Origin of the sequence: Bacillus cereus group sp. BfR-BA-01523 (genome assembly GCF_022662615.1) — a bacterium.
Classification (GTDB): Bacteria; Bacillota; Bacilli; order Bacillales; family Bacillaceae_G; genus Bacillus_A; species Bacillus_A mycoides.
In genome coordinates this window covers 14,167-32,533 of the sequence record NZ_JAKUDX010000005.1, presented here as the reverse complement: position 1 = coordinate 32,533, position 18,367 = coordinate 14,167, and the positions used below count along the sequence as shown (strand labels likewise).

The following is an 18,367-nucleotide window of genomic DNA, read 5'->3' as shown; positions in this document are numbered from 1 at the left end:
TCACAATGCTATCCTTTGAGCGTATCCATCTCATCTACATGAACTGTCGGGCGATTACGGTACAAAGCAATCAAAATTGCAAGACCTACCGCTGCCTCCGCTGCCGCTACAGACATCGTAAACAGCGAAAAAATTTGTCCTGTTAAATTCGGAAACAAGCCTAATTTACTAAACGCTACTAGATTTAAATTGGCGGCGTTTAACATCAATTCGATACAAACTAGTACAATTACTGTATTTCGCTTTGTTAAAGCTCCAAATAAGCCGATGCAAAACAAAATAATCGCAAGTGTTAAATACGCAGAAGCCGGAACGCTACTCATGGGAATCCTCCTCTCCCTCATCCTTCTTCGCAAGGATAATCGCTCCTACAAGTGCTACAAGTAAAATAACTGAGGTTAATTCGAATGGAATAATATATTTTGAATAGAGAAGTGTACCGATTTGAAGTGTGTTATTTTCATGGAGAGGTAAACTTCCTTGTGTGCTTTGATTTGAAAAATCGATACTATTAACAGCGAAATACATAACTGCGCCAAATGCTACAACCGCAAAGAAGATAATCCATTTTCGAAGAGTAAGGCGCGATTCATTTTCCGCGTTATGTTTCGTTAACATAATGCCAAAAATCATAATAATAGTGATTGCACCAGAGTAAAGTAAAATTTGTGCCACTCCGATAAATTCGGCTGATAAGAGAAAATACAAACCCGCAATGCTAAGGAACGTAAGCACAAGGGCCAGCATCATATGCATTACTTTCGTTAAATTCAGCATAAGAACGCCGCCGATAATCGCGGACAAGGATAATATAAAGAAAGCTACAAACTCGCCGTTCATGCTTTATTCTCCTTCCTGATGTTCTCGTCGTTCTCGTCAAGCCACTGCAAATTTTTAAATAAATCATCACGTGAATACTCTGCAAGTTCAAAGTTATTTGTCATTACAATCGCCTCTGTCGGGCAAACTTCTGTACATAAATCGCAAAGAATACAAATTTCAAAATTAATATCATACGTGTCGATAATTTTCCCTTTTTTCGTAGGATCAGGATGTTTTTTTCCTGTTAATTGAATGCAATCTGTCGGACAAATGTTGGAACACTGATTACAAACAATACATTTCTCTGGATAAAACTTTTGAATACCTCGAAATCGGTCTGGTAATGGCAACGGTTGATTTGGATAATCATACGTCACCTTTTTCTTACTCAAATTACTAAGCGTATATTTTAACCCTTTAAATAGTCCTTTCATCTCTTACTGGCACCCCCTTTATAGATTAGAAGAATAGCTCCTTAATCAATGCCGTTAAGAAAATATTTGCAAGTGCGATTGGTAATAATACTTTCCAGCCAAACTCCATTAACTGGTCACCTCTTATGCGCGGGAACGTAACGCGGAACCAAATCAATAGAAAGACCACACTGCTGAATTTCAAAGCAAACCATACGGCTCCTGGAATAAACCCAAGAAACATAACTGGATTCCAGCCTCCTAAAAAGAGTACTGTAATTAAAGATGACATCCCGAAGAAATACACATACTCTGAAAGCATGAAAAACGCCCAGCGAAAACCTGAGTATTCCGTATGGTATCCTGAAACAAGTTCTGACTCCGCTTCGGGTAAATCAAACGGTGTCCTATTTAGCTCTGCAACTGCCGCGATTAAGAAAATGACGAAACCGATTGGCTGTGCGAAAATGTACCATACCTTTTCCTGCGCCGCTACAATTTCATTCAAGTTAAGACTACCAGCTAACAAAACGACGCCAATTACACTCATCACAAGTGGAATCTCATAAGAAATCATTTGCGCTGCCGCACGCATCCCTCCTAAAAGGGAATATTTATTATTTGATGCCCATCCCCCAGTTACGACGCCGATCGTCGTAATCCCAGAAACAGCAATGTAATACAGCAATCCTACGCCAATATCCGCAAACTGAAATTTATCAGTAAACGGGATAACCGCAAGCACCATAAATGCTGGTGCGAATGCAATAACAGGTGCTAATATAAACAACGGTTTATCAGCAGCTTTCGGAATGCTATCTTCTTTTAATAATAGTTTCAAAACATCAGCTACCGTTTGGAGTAAACCGAACCGGCCCCCAACTTGGTTTGGTCCAATCCGTCCTTGCATAAATCCCATCACTTTCCGTTCTGCCAAAATACCGTATGTAACGAAGCCAAGGACTGCAAATAATAGAAGCACCGCTAACCCGAAAAAAATGAAGAAATTCGTCCAGCTTGAAGGTGATTGTAAGAGCGTCTCAATCATTAGCCGTCAACCTCCCCAAGTACAATATCAACCCCACCTAAAATCGTAATTAAGTTGGCGATGTTTTCACCTTTCAATAACTTCGGTAAGATTTGCAAATTATAAAAAGACGGTCTGCGAAATTTCAAACGGTACGGCTCTTTCTTTCCATCACTAGCAATATAACAGCCAATCTCTCCCCGCGGTGACTCTATACGGACGAACGCTTCTCCCTTAGGTGCTTTAATAATTTTCGGCACTTTCGCCAGCACAGCGCCGTCTTTCGGGAACTGCTCGGCTGCTTGCTCAATAATGTTCAATGACTCCTCAATTTCCTCCATCCGGCAAACGTAGCGATCCCAAGCATCTCCCGTGCTCCCAACAGGAATATCAAAGTCAAAACGATCATAAATAGAATACGGCTCATCTTTGCGAAGATCCCAGTGGACTCCCGTGCACCGTAAATTTGCGCCGCTTAAAGAATACGAGATCGCCTCTTCCGCGCTATATACGCCAACGCCTTTCACACGATTTAAGAAAATTTCATTTCCGCTAACAAGGTCGTGATACCCTTCCAACTGCTCTCTCATATACGGAACAAACTCTTTCACCTTTTCAATCCAGCCGTCTGGCGCATCCCACTTCACGCCGCCGACTCTCATATAGTTGAAAGTAAGCCTTGCACCGCACAATTCACTTAATAAATTTATAATCATCTCTCGTTCACGAAAGGCATATAAAAATGGACTAACCGCTCCTATATCAAGCAGGTTCGTTCCCCACCAGACGAGATGGCTCGCAACTCTCCCAAGCTCCATCGCAAGCACCCGTAAATATTCAGCACGCTCTGGAATCTCAAGATCCATCATCGTCTCTACAGCGTGGCAAAGGACGTAATTATTCGTCATTGCTGATAAATAGTCCATTCGATCTGTATACGGGATAATTTGTGTATATTGCAAGCTCTCAGCTATCTTTTCTGTTCCGCGATGCAAATATCCGATAACCGGTGTAGCCTCTTTAATAATTTCCCCGTCAATCTTAATTACAAGCCGAAACACACCATGTGTACTCGGATGCTGCGGCCCTACATTTAAGAGCATCTCTTCCGTACGGATCACAAGCTACACCTCCACATCATACGGTTCATAATCCTTCCTAAGCGGATACCCCACCCAATCATCCGGCATTAAAATGCGAGATAAATTAGGATGACCTTCAAATACAATACCGAGCAAATCATACGTTTCACGCTCCGGCCAATCTGCCCCTTTCCAAAGCGGCGTCACCGATTGTACTTGCGGCGCTTCCCTATCCAGCTTTACCTTCACTGCTACTGACTGTTTCTTTCCATATGAAAATAAATGAACGTATACTTCCATATGTGTCACAAAATCCGTCGCATGTAGCTCTGACATATAATCAAAAGCAAGTCCCTCATGGAATCTTAGCAATTCCATCACTTCATAATATTTCGAAGGCTTCGCCACAAGCGTTGGAACATCTTTTGAAAGCTTATTAATATAGGAATCTACTAATGCATATTCTCCTAACCTCTCCTTAACAACCTCCACATAGCGATTTAAATATGGTTGGTTAACTGATGGTTCTTCCTGCTGCAGTTCGTCTTCTATCTTATTTACAGATCCCTTTGCCCTTGCCGCAGCAGCGGCTTTCGCTTTCGCGGCTGCAATTGCCTTCGCTTTCTCATCTCCAGAATCCCCCTCACCTTGTGAGGCTTTCTGCTTCGCTAACGCTGCTGCTTTTGCTTTTGCAGCTGCTACAGCCTTTGCCTTCGCTTTAACTTTTTCTTCGTCCGTTACTTCTTCTGATCCTTCTCGCTTTTGCTTCGCTAATGCCGCTGCTTTTGCTTTTGCTTTTGCAGCTGCTGCAGCTTTCGCCTTTGCTTTGGCTTTTTCTTCGTCCGTTACTTCTTCTGACCCTTCTCGCTTTTGCTTCGCTAATGCCGCTGCTTTTGCTTTTGCAGCTGCTGCGGCTTTCGCCTTTGCTTTAACTTTTTCCTCGTCCGTTACTTCTTCTGATCCTTCTCGCTTTTGCTTCGCTAATGCCGCTGCTTTTGCTTTTGCAGCTGCTGCAGCTTTCGCCTTTGCTTTGGCTTTTTCTTCATCCGTTACTTCTTCTGATCCTTCTCGCTTTTGCTTCGCTAATGCCGCTGCTTTTGCTTTTGCAGCTGCTGCAGCTTTCGCCTTTGCTTTGGCTTTTTCTTCATCCGTTACTTCTTCTGATCCTTCTCGCTTTTGCTTCGCTAATGCCGCTGCTTTTGCTTTTGCAGCTGCTGCGGCCTTTGCCTTCGCTTCTTCTACATTAATCCCCTTATCTTTTGGTAGCGCTTTCTCTTTTTCTCGATGTTCTCCTTCAAGTTTAGACATTTCCGCCCCATGTTTCGCAGCAAGACGTTTTCGCGCTTCCTCTTTCGCATGACGGGCTGCTTCTCTTTTCATGCTTTCTAAGTCTTTATTTGGATCACTCATTTATTCGTCACCTGCTTCCCGGTCCTCGCCTCGTAACGAATTTTTTCTTTTAATTTATTAATTCCATAAATTAAAGCAGCAGGATTTGGAGGGCATCCAGGAATATACACATCAACTGGTACAATTTGATCTACACCTTTCACAACAGCATACGAATTCACATACGGACCACCGGCCGTTGCACAAGATCCCATCGCAATTACCCACTTCGGTTCAGGCATTTGATCATATAGGCGCCGAACAATAGGTGCCATTTTCTTCGTTACCGTTCCTGACACAATCATGACGTCCGATTGTCTTGGTGAAGTCCGAAAAAATGACCCAAATCGATCTAAATCGTAATGTGATGAGCCTACTCCCATCATTTCAATCGCACAGCATGCCAGTCCAAATGTCATCGGCCATAAAGAGTTGCTCCGCGCCCATCCCTTCAACTGTTCCAATGTAGAAAAAAAGATATTCCTTTCTAATTCCGCTCGCTCCTGTGGGTTTAATTCCTCAAAATTTATAACCATTGTAACACCTTCTTTTTCCAAGCATACGCTAATCCAACTAGCAACATCACAACAAAAATGAGCATTTCAATCAGTGCAAATAAACCAAGCTTGTCATATGCAACAGCCCATGGGTATAAAAATAAAGTTTCTACATCAAAGATGACGAACAATAAAGCGAAAATGTAATAACGAGCATGAAACCGAATATTTGCATCATGAAAAGGCTCAATTCCACTCTCATACGTCGTCGCTTTCGCTGCACTCGGTTTGTTTGGACGCAGCATTTTCCCTAATGTAAGAGCCACTACCGGCAGCAATATACCTAATAGCAAGAAAATCAAAACGATCATATAACTATTTTCATATACACTTGCCATTGTGAAACCCTCCCCCCTGAATTAAGAACAAGTTCACATAGTAAACAATATGTCTTACTTGCATCATTTATTATTTTTAAATTTTTCTAAATAATTCAACTATTTAATTCATTATAGCAAACTTCAAATTCCTATGTCGATATATTGGGAACAGAAACAACAATTAATACTTGCTAAGCAAATCTATTTTTACAACTCATTATAAATGTGTAAAATAAATATAGAAATTCTATATGTTTTCAAGCAATCATAAAAAACATAAACTACAAAAAGGTGGTTCTTATGTATATACAGTGGGTGATATAAATGAAAAAACAAACACATGTAAGTATTCTTATAAGCATTTCATTGTTGTATATAGCTATTCATTACGTATCAATGTCCTTTTTATATGAGTACGCACTCCCATTTCAAATATTAACTGGAATAAGTACCATATTAATTGATATTACAATTTGCAGTTATATATTTTATTTTTCAAATATAAAACAAGGGTTATCTCGTTTGTTTTGGATAACATTAACTATCGGATCCTTCTCTTATTTCATCGGCGATATAGTAGTTGCTTATCAACGCTTAATTCTGCATGACTACTATACATTCGTTGATCCATCAGACTTTTTTTACTTATTATTTTTAATTAGCTTTGCATTTGCCTTTCTATATGAAATTATTTATGGCCGAGATTTATTGGAACAGCTTTTTACGATATGTGATATTTGTATTATTGTTACTGCTCAATTTACTTTAAGCTACTATTTACTTATTGAAAGAACCATTCATATTTTTACAACATCATATATCGACATGTTTGTTCAACTCACGTATCCAATGGCTGATCTACTCTTTCTTTTAATAGGAATCAACCTTTTATTCAGACCATTATCCTTACTACCAAAGCAAGTTGGTGCTCTTCTTGGCAGTGCTTTAATTTTGTATGCTACTACGGATTCTATTTATGCTTATATAAAATACTTCCAGCCTGAGCACTCTATGTTCACAGTTGCTCCATTATATCAAGTAACCTTATTATTGGTAGCAATCGCTTGTATACTTCACACAAAAGAGCCCGAAAAACAAGAACAAATATTACTAACGCCTCAATTTGGTGAATCAATCCGATTATCATTACCGTATATTTCTGTCGTGATGCTTATTGTTTTTATATTGGTCGAAAATGTTTTTGCACCTATCGTAGTAATTGGAATTATGGTAACTTTCGCCTTCGTTCTCATACGCCATATGTTAGTTCGAAGACAAAATAAAATATTATTGCTAGCACAAATGCAATTCAGCTTAGAACTCGAGAAACAAATCGAACTACGTACAGAAGATTTAGTAGAACAAAAAAATGAGTTATATCATAACCAACAAATGTTTAAATCTTTATACGAGCATCATCCAGATCCAATTTTCACATTAGATTTGTACGGTAATTTTCTCAATGTGAACAACGCTGGAACTACTTTACTCGGTTATCAAACGAATGAATTATTAAACCAACCATACTATTCACTTATGTATGAAGAAGATTTAGAAGAAATCATTACTGCCTTTCATCACGTGAAAAAAGGGAAATCTATTTCTTTAGAAATACGGGCATATCATAAAAATAGAGATATTTACTACTTACATGTTACAGCTGTTCCCATCTTTTTAAAGGAACATATTTCTGGGGCCTATTTAATGATTAAAGATATTACAGAAAGCAAGCAGCAACAAGAGCAAATTAATTTCCTAGCATATCATGATACTTTAACGGAACTTGCAAATCGCCGTTCATTTCATCTGCAGTTAGAACAAGCAATTGTACGAGCAAAACTATCGAAAAGACCTTTTGCTGTTATGTTTCTCGATTTAGACCGTTTTAAAGTTATTAACGATACTCTCGGTCACCGGGTAGGAGATCTTCTTTTAATTGCTGTAGCAAAAAGACTAGAACGAATATCGACGTCAAATATGAAACTTGCTCGGTTAGCTGGGGATGAGTTCACAATTCTTATAGAAGATTATAAAGAAGATAGAGATGTACAAAAAATAGCTGATATGATTGTACTATCTATGAATGAGCCATTCGAAATTGAAAATCAACATTTACAAATCTCGCCAAGTATCGGGATTGCAATATACCCAGAAGCAGGCGAAGATCCGTTATCTATTTTACAACATGCTGATATGGCCATGTACGAAACCAAAAATAAAGGAAAGAATGGTAGCTCACTTTATACGAAAGAGTTATATAAAAAAATGGAGCGAAAAGCTAGAATTGAAAAAGATTTACCACTTGCTTTAGTAAATAAAGAATTCTTTCTCGTCTATCAACCACAAGTTGACATTACAACGAATAAAATCATCGGTGCCGAAGCTTTAATCCGTTGGAAACATCCACTATTAGGTGACATTTCACCATGTGAGTTCATTCCAATTGTGGAAGAGACTCCGCAGGTCATCCCACTTGGGCATTGGGTGCTACGAGAGTCTTGTCGTCAACTAAAAATATGGCAAAGTTTTGGATACACAAACTTAAAAATGAGTGTCAATTTATCAGCGAAAGAATTTCAACAAAATCAATTAATCGAAAATATTTCACAAATACTAAAGGACGTTAAAATTGACCCGAAAGATGTAACACTTGAACTAACAGAACGAATTGCGATGATTGATGAAAAAGAAACATTATCGAGACTAAAGCAATTAAAAGAATATGGTATTCAAACGTCCATTGATGACTTCGGTACCGGCTACTCTTCTCTTGCTTATTTATCAATTTTCCCTATCGATACATTAAAAGTACCAAAAGAATTTACACAACTAGCCGATCATCGGCCTGAAGAAAGAGCCATCGTCTCCACTATCCTTTCCCTTGCAAATACTTTAAATCTCTCTGTCGTTGCTGAAGGAATTGAAACAGAAAAACAGCTTAAGTTTCTGCAAAAAAACAACTGTAAATACATGCAAGGTTACTATTTCAGTAAACCTCTAACAAGTAAACAGTTTATAAAATTCCTACAAAAAACACCCAGTATGAACCAATAGTTCACACTGGGTGTTTTTTAAAGTGTCGGAATTCTTTTTTCGTAATATTCTTCTGCAATCTCTTCGTAAAAAGCTGCTGTCGTTGTATAAAAATATGGAATCAACCATAAAAATCCAATTCCTAATGTAATACAACTTAATATAAACCAACCAATAAAACTTAAACATAAAATGAAATACTCCATCTTATGTCCAGCCATCATACGACGACTTTCTGTAATAGCTTGATTTATTGAATACTCAGGATGATCATTTATAATAAAATACGTCATCGCATAAGAAAATGATTTAATAATGCCTGGAATAATAAATAGTAAACACCATAGGAAAATATAAATGTTTACTACTATATATAATAAAAATGACTTTATAAACTTACTTCCTTCTGTAAACCATCTAAATATATGCCCAATACGCGCTTCTTTTTCACGAATTATATGCAGTGCTAAACAATAACCCCCTAGCGTTAAAGGCCCCACCAGCAATATTGTAATAACATCTATTGAAAGTGAGCTATTCACTTCTTTCCACTCCCAAACCTGAGAGAGAAGGAACTGAATACTAAAACTAAAAGCTGAAGTAAGAATCGAAATAAGTAATGTTGCCCCAACAGCTAAGCCCCATTTTCCTTCCAGTGAATCTAGCGCTTCTCCTTTTAAATCACTAATCATACTTAACCTCCTATACGTAATAATTCTATTAGTATAGCACGTCCCTACTGCAATTCACCTTTTGCAATATAGCGATAAAAATGTGCTGTCGTTGTACCTACATATGGACTAAGCCAAAGAAATCCTATTCCAAGAGTAAGAATTGCTAAAATAGCCCATCCTATGAAGCTAAGCCATAAAAGAAATAAATCTAGTTTATGCCCCTTCATAAAGTTCTTACTTTCTTTCATCGCCTGTGAAACGCTATAATCTGGATTTTCAACCATAACATAATACGTCATCGCATAAGAAAAATACATCACAATCATTACAACAATCGAAATAGCTAATAGTACAAAGAAAGCAATTGTTAACGATACATTCCCTTCCTCACCAAAAAACGCGAATACACCTAGTAACAACATCGGAATCCACGTACCTGTATATAACAAAATCGCAAGCATAGCCCACATTGTTTTCATCATTCTTTTAAAGCCACGAAATCCTTCAAATAAATAATCTACTCTAGCATCTTCTCGTTTACTAATTTGTAGCAACACATTCGTATAACCGTATGATGTAATACCATAAGATGCATTACTCAAAATGATCATTATGCAATAAAAAATTCCAAATGTAATACCTGCCCCGACTGATATTGCTTCCTCTTCAATTGAACCCGCTAAACCAACAACTAAGAAAAATATAATAATTCCTGGAATTAAAAGTATAAGCATTGCAGCCATTGAAACAACATAACTTAAAATAATATGTAAAATCGTTGATCCAACACCTAGTCCCCATTTTCCTTTTAAAGAGTACAATGCTTCTCGTTTCATTTCACCGATCATTTGTTCATCTCCTTTATGAAATATAAATTGTTATATATTCTCTACTTATACAAACAACAATATAATTATACCAATTTTGTAAGTTTATTCTATCTATTAAATTGAGTTTCAGTTTCGACATTTAAATAAAACACATCTATGCATGGCTAGATGCTCTCTCCTACCTAAAGAGAGGCGTTTTTTCCTCTTTTAATTTATATCCATAACAAAAAATCCGTAAAGGCAAGAGCCCTTACGGATTTTTTTACTTCATATCAGAAACGTTTAAACGGTTCACAGCACGCTGCAAGGCCATTTCTGCACGTCTAAAGTCAACATGCGCTTGTTTATCTTGCATACGTTGCTCAGCGCGACGTTTCGATTCATTTGCACGATGGATATCGATATGGTTTGCTTCTTCAGCAGATGATGATAACACAGTTACTTTATCTGGACGAACTTCGATAAAGCCACCGCTTACTGCTACATAATCAGTGTGCCCACCATTTTTCAGACGGACCGCACTAATTTTTAAAGGTGCAACAGTTGGAATGTGACCTGGTAAGATCCCCATTTCCCCACTCTCTGCTTTTACGCTTACCATTTCTACTTCTTTTTCGTAAACCGGTCCATCAGGAGTTACAATACTGACTGGAAATGTCTTCATAATTCGTCCCTCCTAAGGCCTTACGCCATCATTTTCTTCGCGTTTTCAATAACTTCTTCAATGCTACCAACAAGACGGAACGCATCTTCTGGAAGGTCATCATATTTTCCTTCTAGAATTTCTTTGAAACCACTAACTGTATTTTTTACAGGTACGTAAGAACCTTTTTGACCTGTAAACTGTTCAGCTACGTGGAAGTTTTGTGATAAGAAGAATTGAATACGACGAGCACGATGTACAACTAACTTATCTTCTTCAGATAACTCATCCATACCTAAGATAGCGATGATATCTTGAAGCTCTTTATAACGCTGTAAAGTTTGCTGTACTTGACGAGCTACTCCATAATGCTCTTCTCCTACGATTTCTGGAGAAAGCGCACGAGATGTAGATGCTAATGGATCTACGGCTGGGTAAATACCCATTTGTGTTAAACGACGCTCTAAGTTTGTTGTTGCATCTAAGTGAGCGAACGTTGTAGCTGGTGCTGGATCCGTATAGTCATCGGCTGGTACGTATACCGCTTGGATAGACGTGATAGACCCTTTATTTGTAGATGTAATACGCTCTTGTAATTGACCCATTTCTGTTGCAAGTGTTGGCTGGTAACCTACCGCAGATGGCATACGACCAAGAAGGGCAGATACTTCAGAACCCGCTTGCGTGAAACGGAAGATGTTATCGATGAACAATAGTACGTCTTGTCCTTGCTCATCACGGAAATGTTCAGCCATTGTTAAACCTGTTAATGCAACACGTTGACGTGCTCCAGGTGGCTCGTTCATTTGTCCGAATACCATCGCAGTTTTCTTAATTACGCCAGAATCGCTCATTTCGTGGTATAAGTCGTTACCTTCACGAGTACGCTCACCTACACCAGCGAATACAGAGATACCACCGTGCTCTTGTGCGATGTTGTTAATTAATTCCTGAATTAATACTGTTTTACCTACGCCGGCACCACCGAATAGACCGATCTTACCACCCTTAATGTAAGGAGCAAGTAAGTCTACTACTTTAATACCAGTTTCAAGAATTTCTACTTTAGTAGATAACTCTTCAAATGCAGGCGCTTGACGGTGAATTGGATCACGACGTACATCCGCAGGAACATCACCATCTAAGTCAATTGCATCACCTAATACGTTAAATACACGACCAAGTGTTACATCACCAACTGGTACAGAGATTGCTTTACCAGTATCTTCTACTTCTGTGCCACGAACAAGTCCATCTGTGGAAGACATTGCAACTGTACGAACTGTGTCATCACCTAAATGAAGTGCAACTTCAAATGTTAAGTTAATGCTTGCTCCGTTTTCGTTGCTTTGTTTTACCGTAAGGGCGTTGTAGATTTCTGGTAGCTTTCCGCCATCAAACTTAACGTCTACAACCGGACCCATGATTTGCGTAACGCGCCCTTTATTCATCGGGTTCCCTCCTAGCTTTCTTTTAATTAGCCAGCTTTCTAAGAGAAGTCGGCTTTTAATTTTTATTAGTTTATAGCTTACGCGACTCTCCTGTTCTGGACGAACCGCTTCCGCTTTTTATTGAATCTAGTTCCGGTGGCTAGAAGGGTCGGTCATTTCACCCTTCCTACGAGGCAAAGAACGCCTCTTTGTCAGGAGTTCCAATGCCCTCCCCTTCTGAGCAAGCCACCTACGCTTTTTAATACTATTCTAACGCTGCTACTCCACCAACGATTTCCGTAATTTCTTGCGTAATCGCTGCTTGACGCGCACGGTTGAATGAAAGTGTAAGTGAATCGATAACTTCCATTGCGTTGTCTGTAGCACTCTTCATTGCTGTCATACGCGCCGCGTGCTCACTTGCTTTACCGTCTAGTAATGCACCGTACACTAAGCTTTCTGCGTATTGTGGCAATAATACTTTTAAAATTTCTTCTTCAGAAGGTTCGAATTCATAAGCTGTCGTCGGTTTATCAGACGCCACATCCGTAAGCGGTAAAATTTTATTTTCCGTTACTTCTTGTGAAATTTTACTTACATAATGATTGTAGTAAATATACAGCTCATCATAAGCACCATCTGCGAACATCGCAATTGCTCGAGAAGCAATATCTTTAATATCAGTAAATGATGGGTGGTCAGATAATCCAACTACTTCATCAATGATGTTAAAGCCGCGACGTTTTAAATAATCACGTCCTAGTCGTCCAAGCACAATAATTGAATATTGGTTTGAATCCATATTATGACGTTCACGAATTACGTTACTTACTGTACGTAATACGTTACTGTTATAACCACCTGCTAGTCCGCGATCAGATGTAATAACGATGTACCCTGTACGCTTTACAGGACGCGCATTTAGCATTGGATGATTGATCCCTTTACTTCCTTGCGCAATGCTCGCTACTACTTCTTGAATCTTTTCCATATACGGAACGAAAGATTTAGCATTTTGTTCTGCACGGTTTAACTTAGATGCAGATACCATCTCCATCGCTTTCGTAATTTGACTCGTTTTCTTTGTCGAGTTAATCTTCGCTTTTATATCGCGTAAAGATGCCACAGGTTTTCACCACCTTTTTTCCGGAAGTTGGCACGATTAGTAAGAATCCTCTTCCTAATCTACGTTGCAAGATATTCTTGCTCATGATTGAAGGAAAAGAATAGGTGCACCTACTCTTTTCCTTTACATAACCGTCAGCAATCTCAAAGATTGAGATGCCTTTATATATTATCTAGCTTCAGCAGCCTGAACGAGCCGCTTCCGCTTTTATTTATTACTCAGAAGCTACGAATACTTTTTTAAATCCATTAATAGCTGCTGCAAATTTGTCATCATCCGCAAGTTTCTTAGTTGTGCGAATTTCGCTTAATAAGTCAGTTGCATTTGAATCTAACCAAGCATGGAATTCTTCTTCGAAACGAGTGATATCTACTACTGGGATATCATCTAGGAATCCACGTGTTAAAGCGTAAAGAATGATAACTTGTTTCTCTACACGTAACGGTTTGTGTAATCCTTGTTTTAATACCTCAACTGTACGAGCACCACGGTTTAATTTCGCTTGTGTTGCTTTATCAAGGTCAGAACCGAACTGAGCGAACGCTTCTAACTCACGATAAGATGCAAGGTCAAGACGAAGTGTACCTGATACTTTACTCATCGCTTTAATCTGAGCTGATCCACCTACACGAGATACAGAAGTACCCGCATCGATTGCTGGACGTACGCCAGAGAAGAATAGGTCAGATTGTAAGAAGATTTGTCCATCCGTAATAGAAATTACGTTTGTTGGGATGTAAGCTGATACGTCCCCTGCTTGTGTTTCGATGAAAGGTAGTGCAGTTAAAGAACCGCCGCCTCTTGCATCACTTAATTTTGCTGCACGCTCTAATAAGCGAGAATGTAAGTAGAATACATCCCCTGGATATGCTTCACGACCTGGAGGACGACGTAATAGTAATGAAAGCTCACGGTAAGCCGCTGCTTGTTTTGATAAGTCATCATATACTACTAATACGTGTTTACCATTGTACATGAACTCTTCACCCATTGTTACACCAGCGTAAGGAGCTAGGTATAATAATGGAGCTGGTTGAGAAGCTGATGCAGTTACAACGATTGTGTAATCTAATGCACCGTGCTTACGTAGTGTTTCTACTACGTTACGTACTGTTGATTCTTTTTGTCCGATAGCTACATAGATACAAATCATATCTTCATCTTTTTGGTTAATGATCGTATCAAGTGCAACTGCTGTTTTACCTGTTTGACGGTCACCGATGATTAACTCACGTTGACCACGGCCAATTGGTACAAGAGCATCGATCGCTTTAATACCTGTTTGAAGTGGTTCATGAACAGATTTACGATCCATTACACCTGGTGCTGGACTTTCGATTGGACGAGTGTTTGTTGTATTGATTGGGCCTAAACCATCAACTGGTTGACCTAATGGGTTTACAACACGACCGATTAGTTCTTTTCCTACTGGTACTTGCATGATGCGACCAGTACGACGAACTTCGTCACCTTCACGGATTTCTGTGTAAGGTCCTAAAATAATGATACCTACGTTGTTTTCCTCTAAGTTTTGTGCTAGTCCCATAACGCCATTAGAGAACTCTACAAGTTCACCAGCCATAACGTTATCAAGACCATGAGCACGCGCAATACCGTCACCAACTTGGATAACTGTACCAACATCACTAACTTCGATTTCAGACTGATAGTTCTCGATTTGTTGCTTTATCAGTGCGCTAATTTCTTCAGCTCTGATGCTCATGTGCTTCACCCCTATCTATTCTTCATTAATTCACGCTGAATACGTGCTAATTTTCCTTGTAAGCTTCCGTCGTAAATGCGATTTCCAATACGTACTTTAATGCCGCCTAGTAAATCTTCATCCACAACATTTTTCACGCGAATTGCATCTTTTCCTGTTTTTTTTGCAAATGCTTCTGCAATGTTAAGTTTTTCTTCTTCCGATAGAAGACGAATAGAATATACAGTTGCATCCGCTACGTTACGTTCTTCATTAGCAAGAACAACATATTCATTTGCAATTTCAGGTAGGATATCAATACGCTTGTTATCAATTAAAATATATAACGTATTTAAAATAGATTCAGAAACAGATGCGAATACGTTTGCAAGAAACGTTTTCTTCTGCTCTTTTGAAATGTTCGGTTGCGTTAAAAAGCTATGTAGTTCTCCGTTCTTTGTAAAAACGTTTTGTACAAGGCGTAATTCCTCTTCAAACATTTCTAATACGTGTTTTTCTTTTGCAATTTTGAAAAGAGCGACAGCATAACGTTTTGCTACAATCCCATTGCTCATCGCGCTTCTCCTACTTCTTTAATATAATCGCGAATTAATTTCACTTGATCTTCTTCTTTTAATTCTTTTTCAATTACTTTAGAAGCAATATGAACAGATAAAGAAGCAACTTGTTCTTGTAAAGCAGCAATCGCTTGCTCTTTTTCGCGTTGAATTTCTTGTACAGCAGATGTTTTAATTGATTCTGCTTCTTCTTTCGCAGCAGCAACAATAACATCCTTTTGATCTACAGCTTGTTTCTTCGCTCTTTCGATTAACTCTTGTGCTTCAACACGCGATTGTTTTAACATTTCACGTTGTTCTTCTACTAATTTCTTCGCTTCAGCATTACTTCTTTCTGCAGCGTCGATTTCATTAGTAACATGCTCTTCACGTTCTTTCATAATTCCCATTAAAGGACCCCACGCGAATTTGCGTAGCATTACTAATAGAAGTAAGAAAATGAACAATGTATAAGCAATCGTTCCAAATGGAATGGAAGCCCCTAATAATAAAGTTGGCACAAGGATTCACTCCCTTCAAAATATCTAAATTGATCATATGAAAAAAAAAGACATACGTTTCGTTCATAAAGCAATGGCGAAGAAAGTTCGGAAAAACACTCTTCGCCATCTATGTAAGGGGAGTCTCCCTTATTTGTTCATTACGATGAAAGCAATAACTACACCGATAATTGGAAGTGCCTCAACTAATGCAACCCCGATGAACATAATTGTTTGAAGTGCGCCTTTTAATTCTGGTTGACGAGCAACACCTTCGATTGTACGTGATACGATAAGACCGTTACCAATACCTGCACCTAATGCTGATAAACCAATTGCAATTGCAGCTGCGATTACACCTAAACTCATTTAATTTGTCCTCCTTTGTATTATAAAAAAATAAATTTTTTCTTACTTAAATTATATTAATGGTCATGGCTTACTTTATGAGCCATATAAACCATCGTTAACATTACGAAAATAAATGACTGGATTGAACCAACGAATACGCTGAATCCCATCCATGCTAACATCGGTACAAGTGCACCTAATGCTCCTAAGAATGATGCCCCACCTAACTTAGCAAGTAATCCTAATAAGATTTCACCTGCGTAAATGTTACCAAATAAACGAAGACCTAACGTTAATGTGTTAGCAAACTCCTCAATAACCTTTAATGGGAATAAGAATTTCATAGGTTGGAAATAACCTTTAGCATATTCTTTCGTACCCTTCATCTTAATTCCATAGTAATGGGTGAGGGTAACTACCATCACGGCTAATGTTAATGCAACTGCTGGATCAGACGTTGGTGATCTCCACCATGCAATATGTTCGCCAGCCTCAACTGTTGAATACATGAATGGTAAACCAAGGAAGTTCGATACGATGATAAACATGATAAGCGTAACGCCAAGCGTTAAGAATCGTCCACCTGTTTTCCAGTCCATCGTACTATTGATAATCCCTTTCACGAAGTCAAACACCCATTCCATGAAGTTTTGCATTCCGGTTGGGCGAAGCGCTAAGCTGCGAGTTCCGATAACAGCGATTAAGAAAACAATAACTGCTGCTACAGTAACCATCATAACTGATGACAAATCGAACGTTAAACCTAGAAATTCAACTAATTTACCGTGTTCCACTAGTAATTCACCTCTCTTCCCTGCTCGTATACTCTAAATAAAGAAAATCTATGATCATGACAAGGTATCCTGTCAGCAATCCTACACCTAAGCCCCACATCGCAATTAACTCTTGATATTTGGCTGCAAATAAAATTAATAACCCAATCGTGGCGAATCTTGAATATGTACTTACCGCTGTCGCCTTAAACTTCACGTTTTCTCCATTTGTTACGCGATCTAATAGCTTGTCTGTTCTACGTGCAATGATGCGCAAACTAAGAAAACTGAAAATCGTTCCGATAATCAGCCCAAGAAATACATCCTTGTAAGAGGTAATTCCCCATCCTAGCACTAGAAGCGCAAGCAAGTAGTACATATATTTCTTTTGTCGTTGGACAAGTCCATGTACGTCTATCATCATTGCTCTCCCGAATAGTAATGTTGAATGAGTCGAATCATTGCGTATACCCCTGTTCCTAACCCGAGTAATAACCCTATAATAAGAAACAATGGAAACGTTCCAACCTTATTATCAATCCATTGCCCACCAAAGATTCCGATAAGAATAGAACCAACTAACTGAGCAAGTATTCCTGACATTAAAGCATACGCTTTTATATGGCTGCGATCGTTTTTTTGCAAGGATTCATCCCTCCAATATGTAACCCTCATTCACGATGTGTTAATAATAACTCATTTTTCTGCATAAATTCTATACAAAATAAAAAGTTTACATTTTCGTCACGGAATAGATGCATTTTTGTCACTGAAAGCCCTACCATCTATCCCCGTTGTTAGCATACAATAGGGTATTAACAGTGTCAACGAGAAATCGTAAAAAATCAAAAAATTTGAGTATTAGGCATTTCCTCCCAAAAATGAAAACGTTCCCCTTCTAAATACTGGTTAGAGATATGCAATTTCTAACAGTTTTCTCTTTATAATAGAAGAAAATGTTCACAAGTTTGTCACTATTATATTTTTAAGATATAGCGCTTTCCTTCCATAATATAGTGTCCCCGAGACGTAAGACTTCTATATTATATGTGATGTGTATATAACTTATGTTGTATATACCCTGTATATTTATCTCCCCCTCCCCCGTGTGCTGAGGGCGAAAAAAAAACGAGAGGGG

At 38.6% G+C, this 18,367-nt stretch carries 22 protein-coding genes; 1 reads left to right on the top strand and 21 read right to left on the bottom strand.

Annotated features, from left to right (window positions below; genetic code table 11):
* Positions 1-8 precede the first annotated feature (8 nt).
* The 8 genes from nuoK to nuoA are packed head-to-tail and all read right to left on the bottom strand — an operon-like array spanning position 9 to position 5,628.
* Entirely contained in the window at positions 9-323 is a 315-nt protein-coding gene (nuoK, locus tag MR066_RS14860; RefSeq protein WP_000100081.1) for an NADH-quinone oxidoreductase subunit NuoK, read from the bottom strand.
* Positions 316-840 (bottom strand): NADH-quinone oxidoreductase subunit J, encoded by a 525-nt coding sequence (locus MR066_RS14855; RefSeq protein ID WP_001012819.1) that lies wholly within the window; start codon positions 838-840, stop codon positions 316-318. The genes nuoK and MR066_RS14855 overlap by 8 nt, the downstream gene beginning before the upstream one ends.
* On the bottom strand, positions 837-1,256 hold the full coding sequence (nuoI, locus tag MR066_RS14850) for an NADH-quinone oxidoreductase subunit NuoI (RefSeq protein ID WP_002016193.1): 420 nt from the start codon (positions 1,254-1,256) through the stop codon (positions 837-839). The genes MR066_RS14855 and nuoI overlap by 4 nt, the downstream gene beginning before the upstream one ends.
* Positions 1,257-1,281: 25 nt before the next feature.
* Entirely contained in the window at positions 1,282-2,283 is a 1,002-nt protein-coding gene (nuoH, locus tag MR066_RS14845) for an NADH-quinone oxidoreductase subunit NuoH (protein WP_002068471.1), read from the bottom strand.
* Positions 2,283-3,383 carry an NADH-quinone oxidoreductase subunit NuoD gene (gene nuoD / locus MR066_RS14840; RefSeq protein WP_242247574.1) on the bottom strand — a complete coding sequence of 367 codons (1,101 nt, stop codon included), beginning with the start codon at positions 3,381-3,383 and terminating at the stop codon, positions 2,283-2,285. Before nuoD ends, nuoH begins: the two co-directional genes overlap by 1 nt.
* 3 nt (positions 3,384-3,386) lie before the next feature.
* Positions 3,387-4,754, bottom strand: a complete 1,368-nt coding sequence (locus MR066_RS14835; protein ID WP_277928998.1) for an NADH-quinone oxidoreductase subunit C — start codon at positions 4,752-4,754, stop codon at positions 3,387-3,389.
* Positions 4,751-5,269, bottom strand: a complete 519-nt coding sequence (nuoB, locus tag MR066_RS14830; RefSeq protein ID WP_088040472.1) for an NADH-quinone oxidoreductase subunit NuoB — start codon at positions 5,267-5,269, stop codon at positions 4,751-4,753. Before nuoB ends, MR066_RS14835 begins: the two co-directional genes overlap by 4 nt.
* The gene (gene nuoA / locus MR066_RS14825) at positions 5,260-5,628 is read right to left on the bottom strand and encodes an NADH-quinone oxidoreductase subunit NuoA (RefSeq protein ID WP_000179270.1); all 369 of its coding nucleotides are present in this window, start codon (positions 5,626-5,628) and stop codon (positions 5,260-5,262) included. Before nuoA ends, nuoB begins: the two co-directional genes overlap by 10 nt.
* Before the next feature lie 306 nt (positions 5,629-5,934).
* On the opposite strand from nuoA, the gene MR066_RS14820 reads away from it, so the two are divergent.
* A complete protein-coding gene (locus tag MR066_RS14820; RefSeq protein ID WP_242247573.1) occupies positions 5,935-8,664 on the top strand; it encodes a putative bifunctional diguanylate cyclase/phosphodiesterase in 2,730 nt (909 codons plus the stop codon).
* 17 nt (positions 8,665-8,681) lie between these two features.
* On the opposite strand, the gene MR066_RS14815 is transcribed toward MR066_RS14820, so the two are convergent.
* The 13 genes from MR066_RS14815 to MR066_RS14755 all read right to left on the bottom strand — a co-directional run bounded on the left by MR066_RS14815 (position 8,682) and on the right by MR066_RS14755 (position 18,014).
* Positions 8,682-9,335 (bottom strand): DUF975 family protein, encoded by a 654-nt coding sequence (locus MR066_RS14815; RefSeq protein ID WP_002166408.1) that lies wholly within the window; start codon positions 9,333-9,335, stop codon positions 8,682-8,684.
* A 44-nt stretch (positions 9,336-9,379) separates the two neighbouring features.
* Complete coding sequence (locus MR066_RS14810; RefSeq protein WP_002016277.1) at positions 9,380-10,165, bottom strand: DUF975 family protein; 786 nt, start codon at positions 10,163-10,165, stop codon at positions 9,380-9,382.
* Positions 10,166-10,409: 244 nt separating this feature from the next.
* On the bottom strand, positions 10,410-10,811 hold the full coding sequence (gene atpC, locus MR066_RS14805; RefSeq protein WP_002016279.1) for a F0F1 ATP synthase subunit epsilon: 402 nt from the start codon (positions 10,809-10,811) through the stop codon (positions 10,410-10,412).
* 20 nt (positions 10,812-10,831) lie between these two features.
* On the bottom strand, positions 10,832-12,241 hold the full coding sequence (atpD, locus tag MR066_RS14800; protein ID WP_002016281.1) for a F0F1 ATP synthase subunit beta: 1,410 nt from the start codon (positions 12,239-12,241) through the stop codon (positions 10,832-10,834).
* 244 nt (positions 12,242-12,485) lie between these two features.
* Positions 12,486-13,346, bottom strand: a complete 861-nt coding sequence (gene atpG / locus MR066_RS14795) for a F0F1 ATP synthase subunit gamma (RefSeq protein ID WP_002016283.1) — start codon at positions 13,344-13,346, stop codon at positions 12,486-12,488.
* A gap of 214 nt (positions 13,347-13,560) precedes the next feature.
* A complete protein-coding gene (gene atpA, locus MR066_RS14790) occupies positions 13,561-15,069 on the bottom strand; it encodes a F0F1 ATP synthase subunit alpha (RefSeq protein ID WP_002016284.1) in 1,509 nt (502 codons plus the stop codon).
* Positions 15,070-15,080: 11 nt separating this feature from the next.
* On the bottom strand, positions 15,081-15,623 hold the full coding sequence (atpH, locus tag MR066_RS14785; RefSeq protein WP_002130060.1) for a F0F1 ATP synthase subunit delta: 543 nt from the start codon (positions 15,621-15,623) through the stop codon (positions 15,081-15,083).
* Entirely contained in the window at positions 15,620-16,126 is a 507-nt protein-coding gene (gene atpF / locus MR066_RS14780) for a F0F1 ATP synthase subunit B (protein ID WP_002016287.1), read from the bottom strand. Before atpF ends, atpH begins: the two co-directional genes overlap by 4 nt.
* Before the next feature lie 129 nt (positions 16,127-16,255).
* Positions 16,256-16,474 (bottom strand): F0F1 ATP synthase subunit C, encoded by a 219-nt coding sequence (gene atpE, locus MR066_RS14775; protein WP_000052064.1) that lies wholly within the window; start codon positions 16,472-16,474, stop codon positions 16,256-16,258.
* Between the two features lie 56 nt (positions 16,475-16,530).
* Positions 16,531-17,250 carry a F0F1 ATP synthase subunit A gene (atpB, locus tag MR066_RS14770; protein WP_002089740.1) on the bottom strand — a complete coding sequence of 240 codons (720 nt, stop codon included), beginning with the start codon at positions 17,248-17,250 and terminating at the stop codon, positions 16,531-16,533.
* 7 nt (positions 17,251-17,257) lie between these two features.
* Entirely contained in the window at positions 17,258-17,650 is a 393-nt protein-coding gene (locus MR066_RS14765; RefSeq protein ID WP_002016288.1) for an ATP synthase subunit I, read from the bottom strand.
* The gene (locus MR066_RS14760; protein ID WP_002089742.1) at positions 17,650-17,874 is read right to left on the bottom strand and encodes an AtpZ/AtpI family protein; all 225 of its coding nucleotides are present in this window, start codon (positions 17,872-17,874) and stop codon (positions 17,650-17,652) included. Before MR066_RS14760 ends, MR066_RS14765 begins: the two co-directional genes overlap by 1 nt.
* A gap of 26 nt (positions 17,875-17,900) precedes the next feature.
* Positions 17,901-18,014 (bottom strand): DUF4024 domain-containing protein, encoded by a 114-nt coding sequence (locus tag MR066_RS14755; protein ID WP_000232963.1) that lies wholly within the window; start codon positions 18,012-18,014, stop codon positions 17,901-17,903.
* Positions 18,015-18,367: the final 353 nt, after the last annotated feature.

Bases quoted from the DNA above. Each gene is read 5' to 3' on its own strand.
- nuoK (WP_000100081.1), bottom strand. From the start codon at position 323: ATGAGTAGCGTTCCGGCTTCTGCGTATTTAACACTTGCGATTATTTTG.
- MR066_RS14855 (WP_001012819.1), bottom strand. From the start codon at position 840: ATGAACGGCGAGTTTGTAGCTTTCTTTATATTATCCTTGTCCGCGATT.
- nuoI (WP_002016193.1), bottom strand. From the start codon at position 1,256: ATGAAAGGACTATTTAAAGGGTTAAAATATACGCTTAGTAATTTGAGT.
- nuoH (WP_002068471.1), bottom strand. From the start codon at position 2,283: ATGATTGAGACGCTCTTACAATCACCTTCAAGCTGGACGAATTTCTTC.
- MR066_RS14835 (WP_277928998.1), bottom strand. From the start codon at position 4,754: ATGAGTGATCCAAATAAAGACTTAGAAAGCATGAAAAGAGAAGCAGCC.
- nuoB (WP_088040472.1), bottom strand. From the start codon at position 5,269: ATGGTTATAAATTTTGAGGAATTAAACCCACAGGAGCGAGCGGAATTA.
- nuoA (WP_000179270.1), bottom strand. From the start codon at position 5,628: ATGGCAAGTGTATATGAAAATAGTTATATGATCGTTTTGATTTTCTTG.
- MR066_RS14820 (WP_242247573.1), top strand. From the start codon at position 5,935: ATGAAAAAACAAACACATGTAAGTATTCTTATAAGCATTTCATTGTTG.
- MR066_RS14815 (WP_002166408.1), bottom strand. From the start codon at position 9,335: ATGATTAGTGATTTAAAAGGAGAAGCGCTAGATTCACTGGAAGGAAAA.
- MR066_RS14810 (WP_002016277.1), bottom strand. From the start codon at position 10,165: ATGATCGGTGAAATGAAACGAGAAGCATTGTACTCTTTAAAAGGAAAA.
- atpC (WP_002016279.1), bottom strand. From the start codon at position 10,811: ATGAAGACATTTCCAGTCAGTATTGTAACTCCTGATGGACCGGTTTAC.
- atpD (WP_002016281.1), bottom strand. From the start codon at position 12,241: ATGAATAAAGGGCGCGTTACGCAAATCATGGGTCCGGTTGTAGACGTT.
- atpA (WP_002016284.1), bottom strand. From the start codon at position 15,069: ATGAGCATCAGAGCTGAAGAAATTAGCGCACTGATAAAGCAACAAATC.
- atpH (WP_002130060.1), bottom strand. From the start codon at position 15,623: ATGAGCAATGGGATTGTAGCAAAACGTTATGCTGTCGCTCTTTTCAAA.
- atpE (WP_000052064.1), bottom strand. From the start codon at position 16,474: ATGAGTTTAGGTGTAATCGCAGCTGCAATTGCAATTGGTTTATCAGCA.
- MR066_RS14765 (WP_002016288.1), bottom strand. From the start codon at position 17,650: ATGATAGACGTACATGGACTTGTCCAACGACAAAAGAAATATATGTAC.
- MR066_RS14755 (WP_000232963.1), bottom strand. From the start codon at position 18,014: ATGGTAGGGCTTTCAGTGACAAAAATGCATCTATTCCGTGACGAAAAT.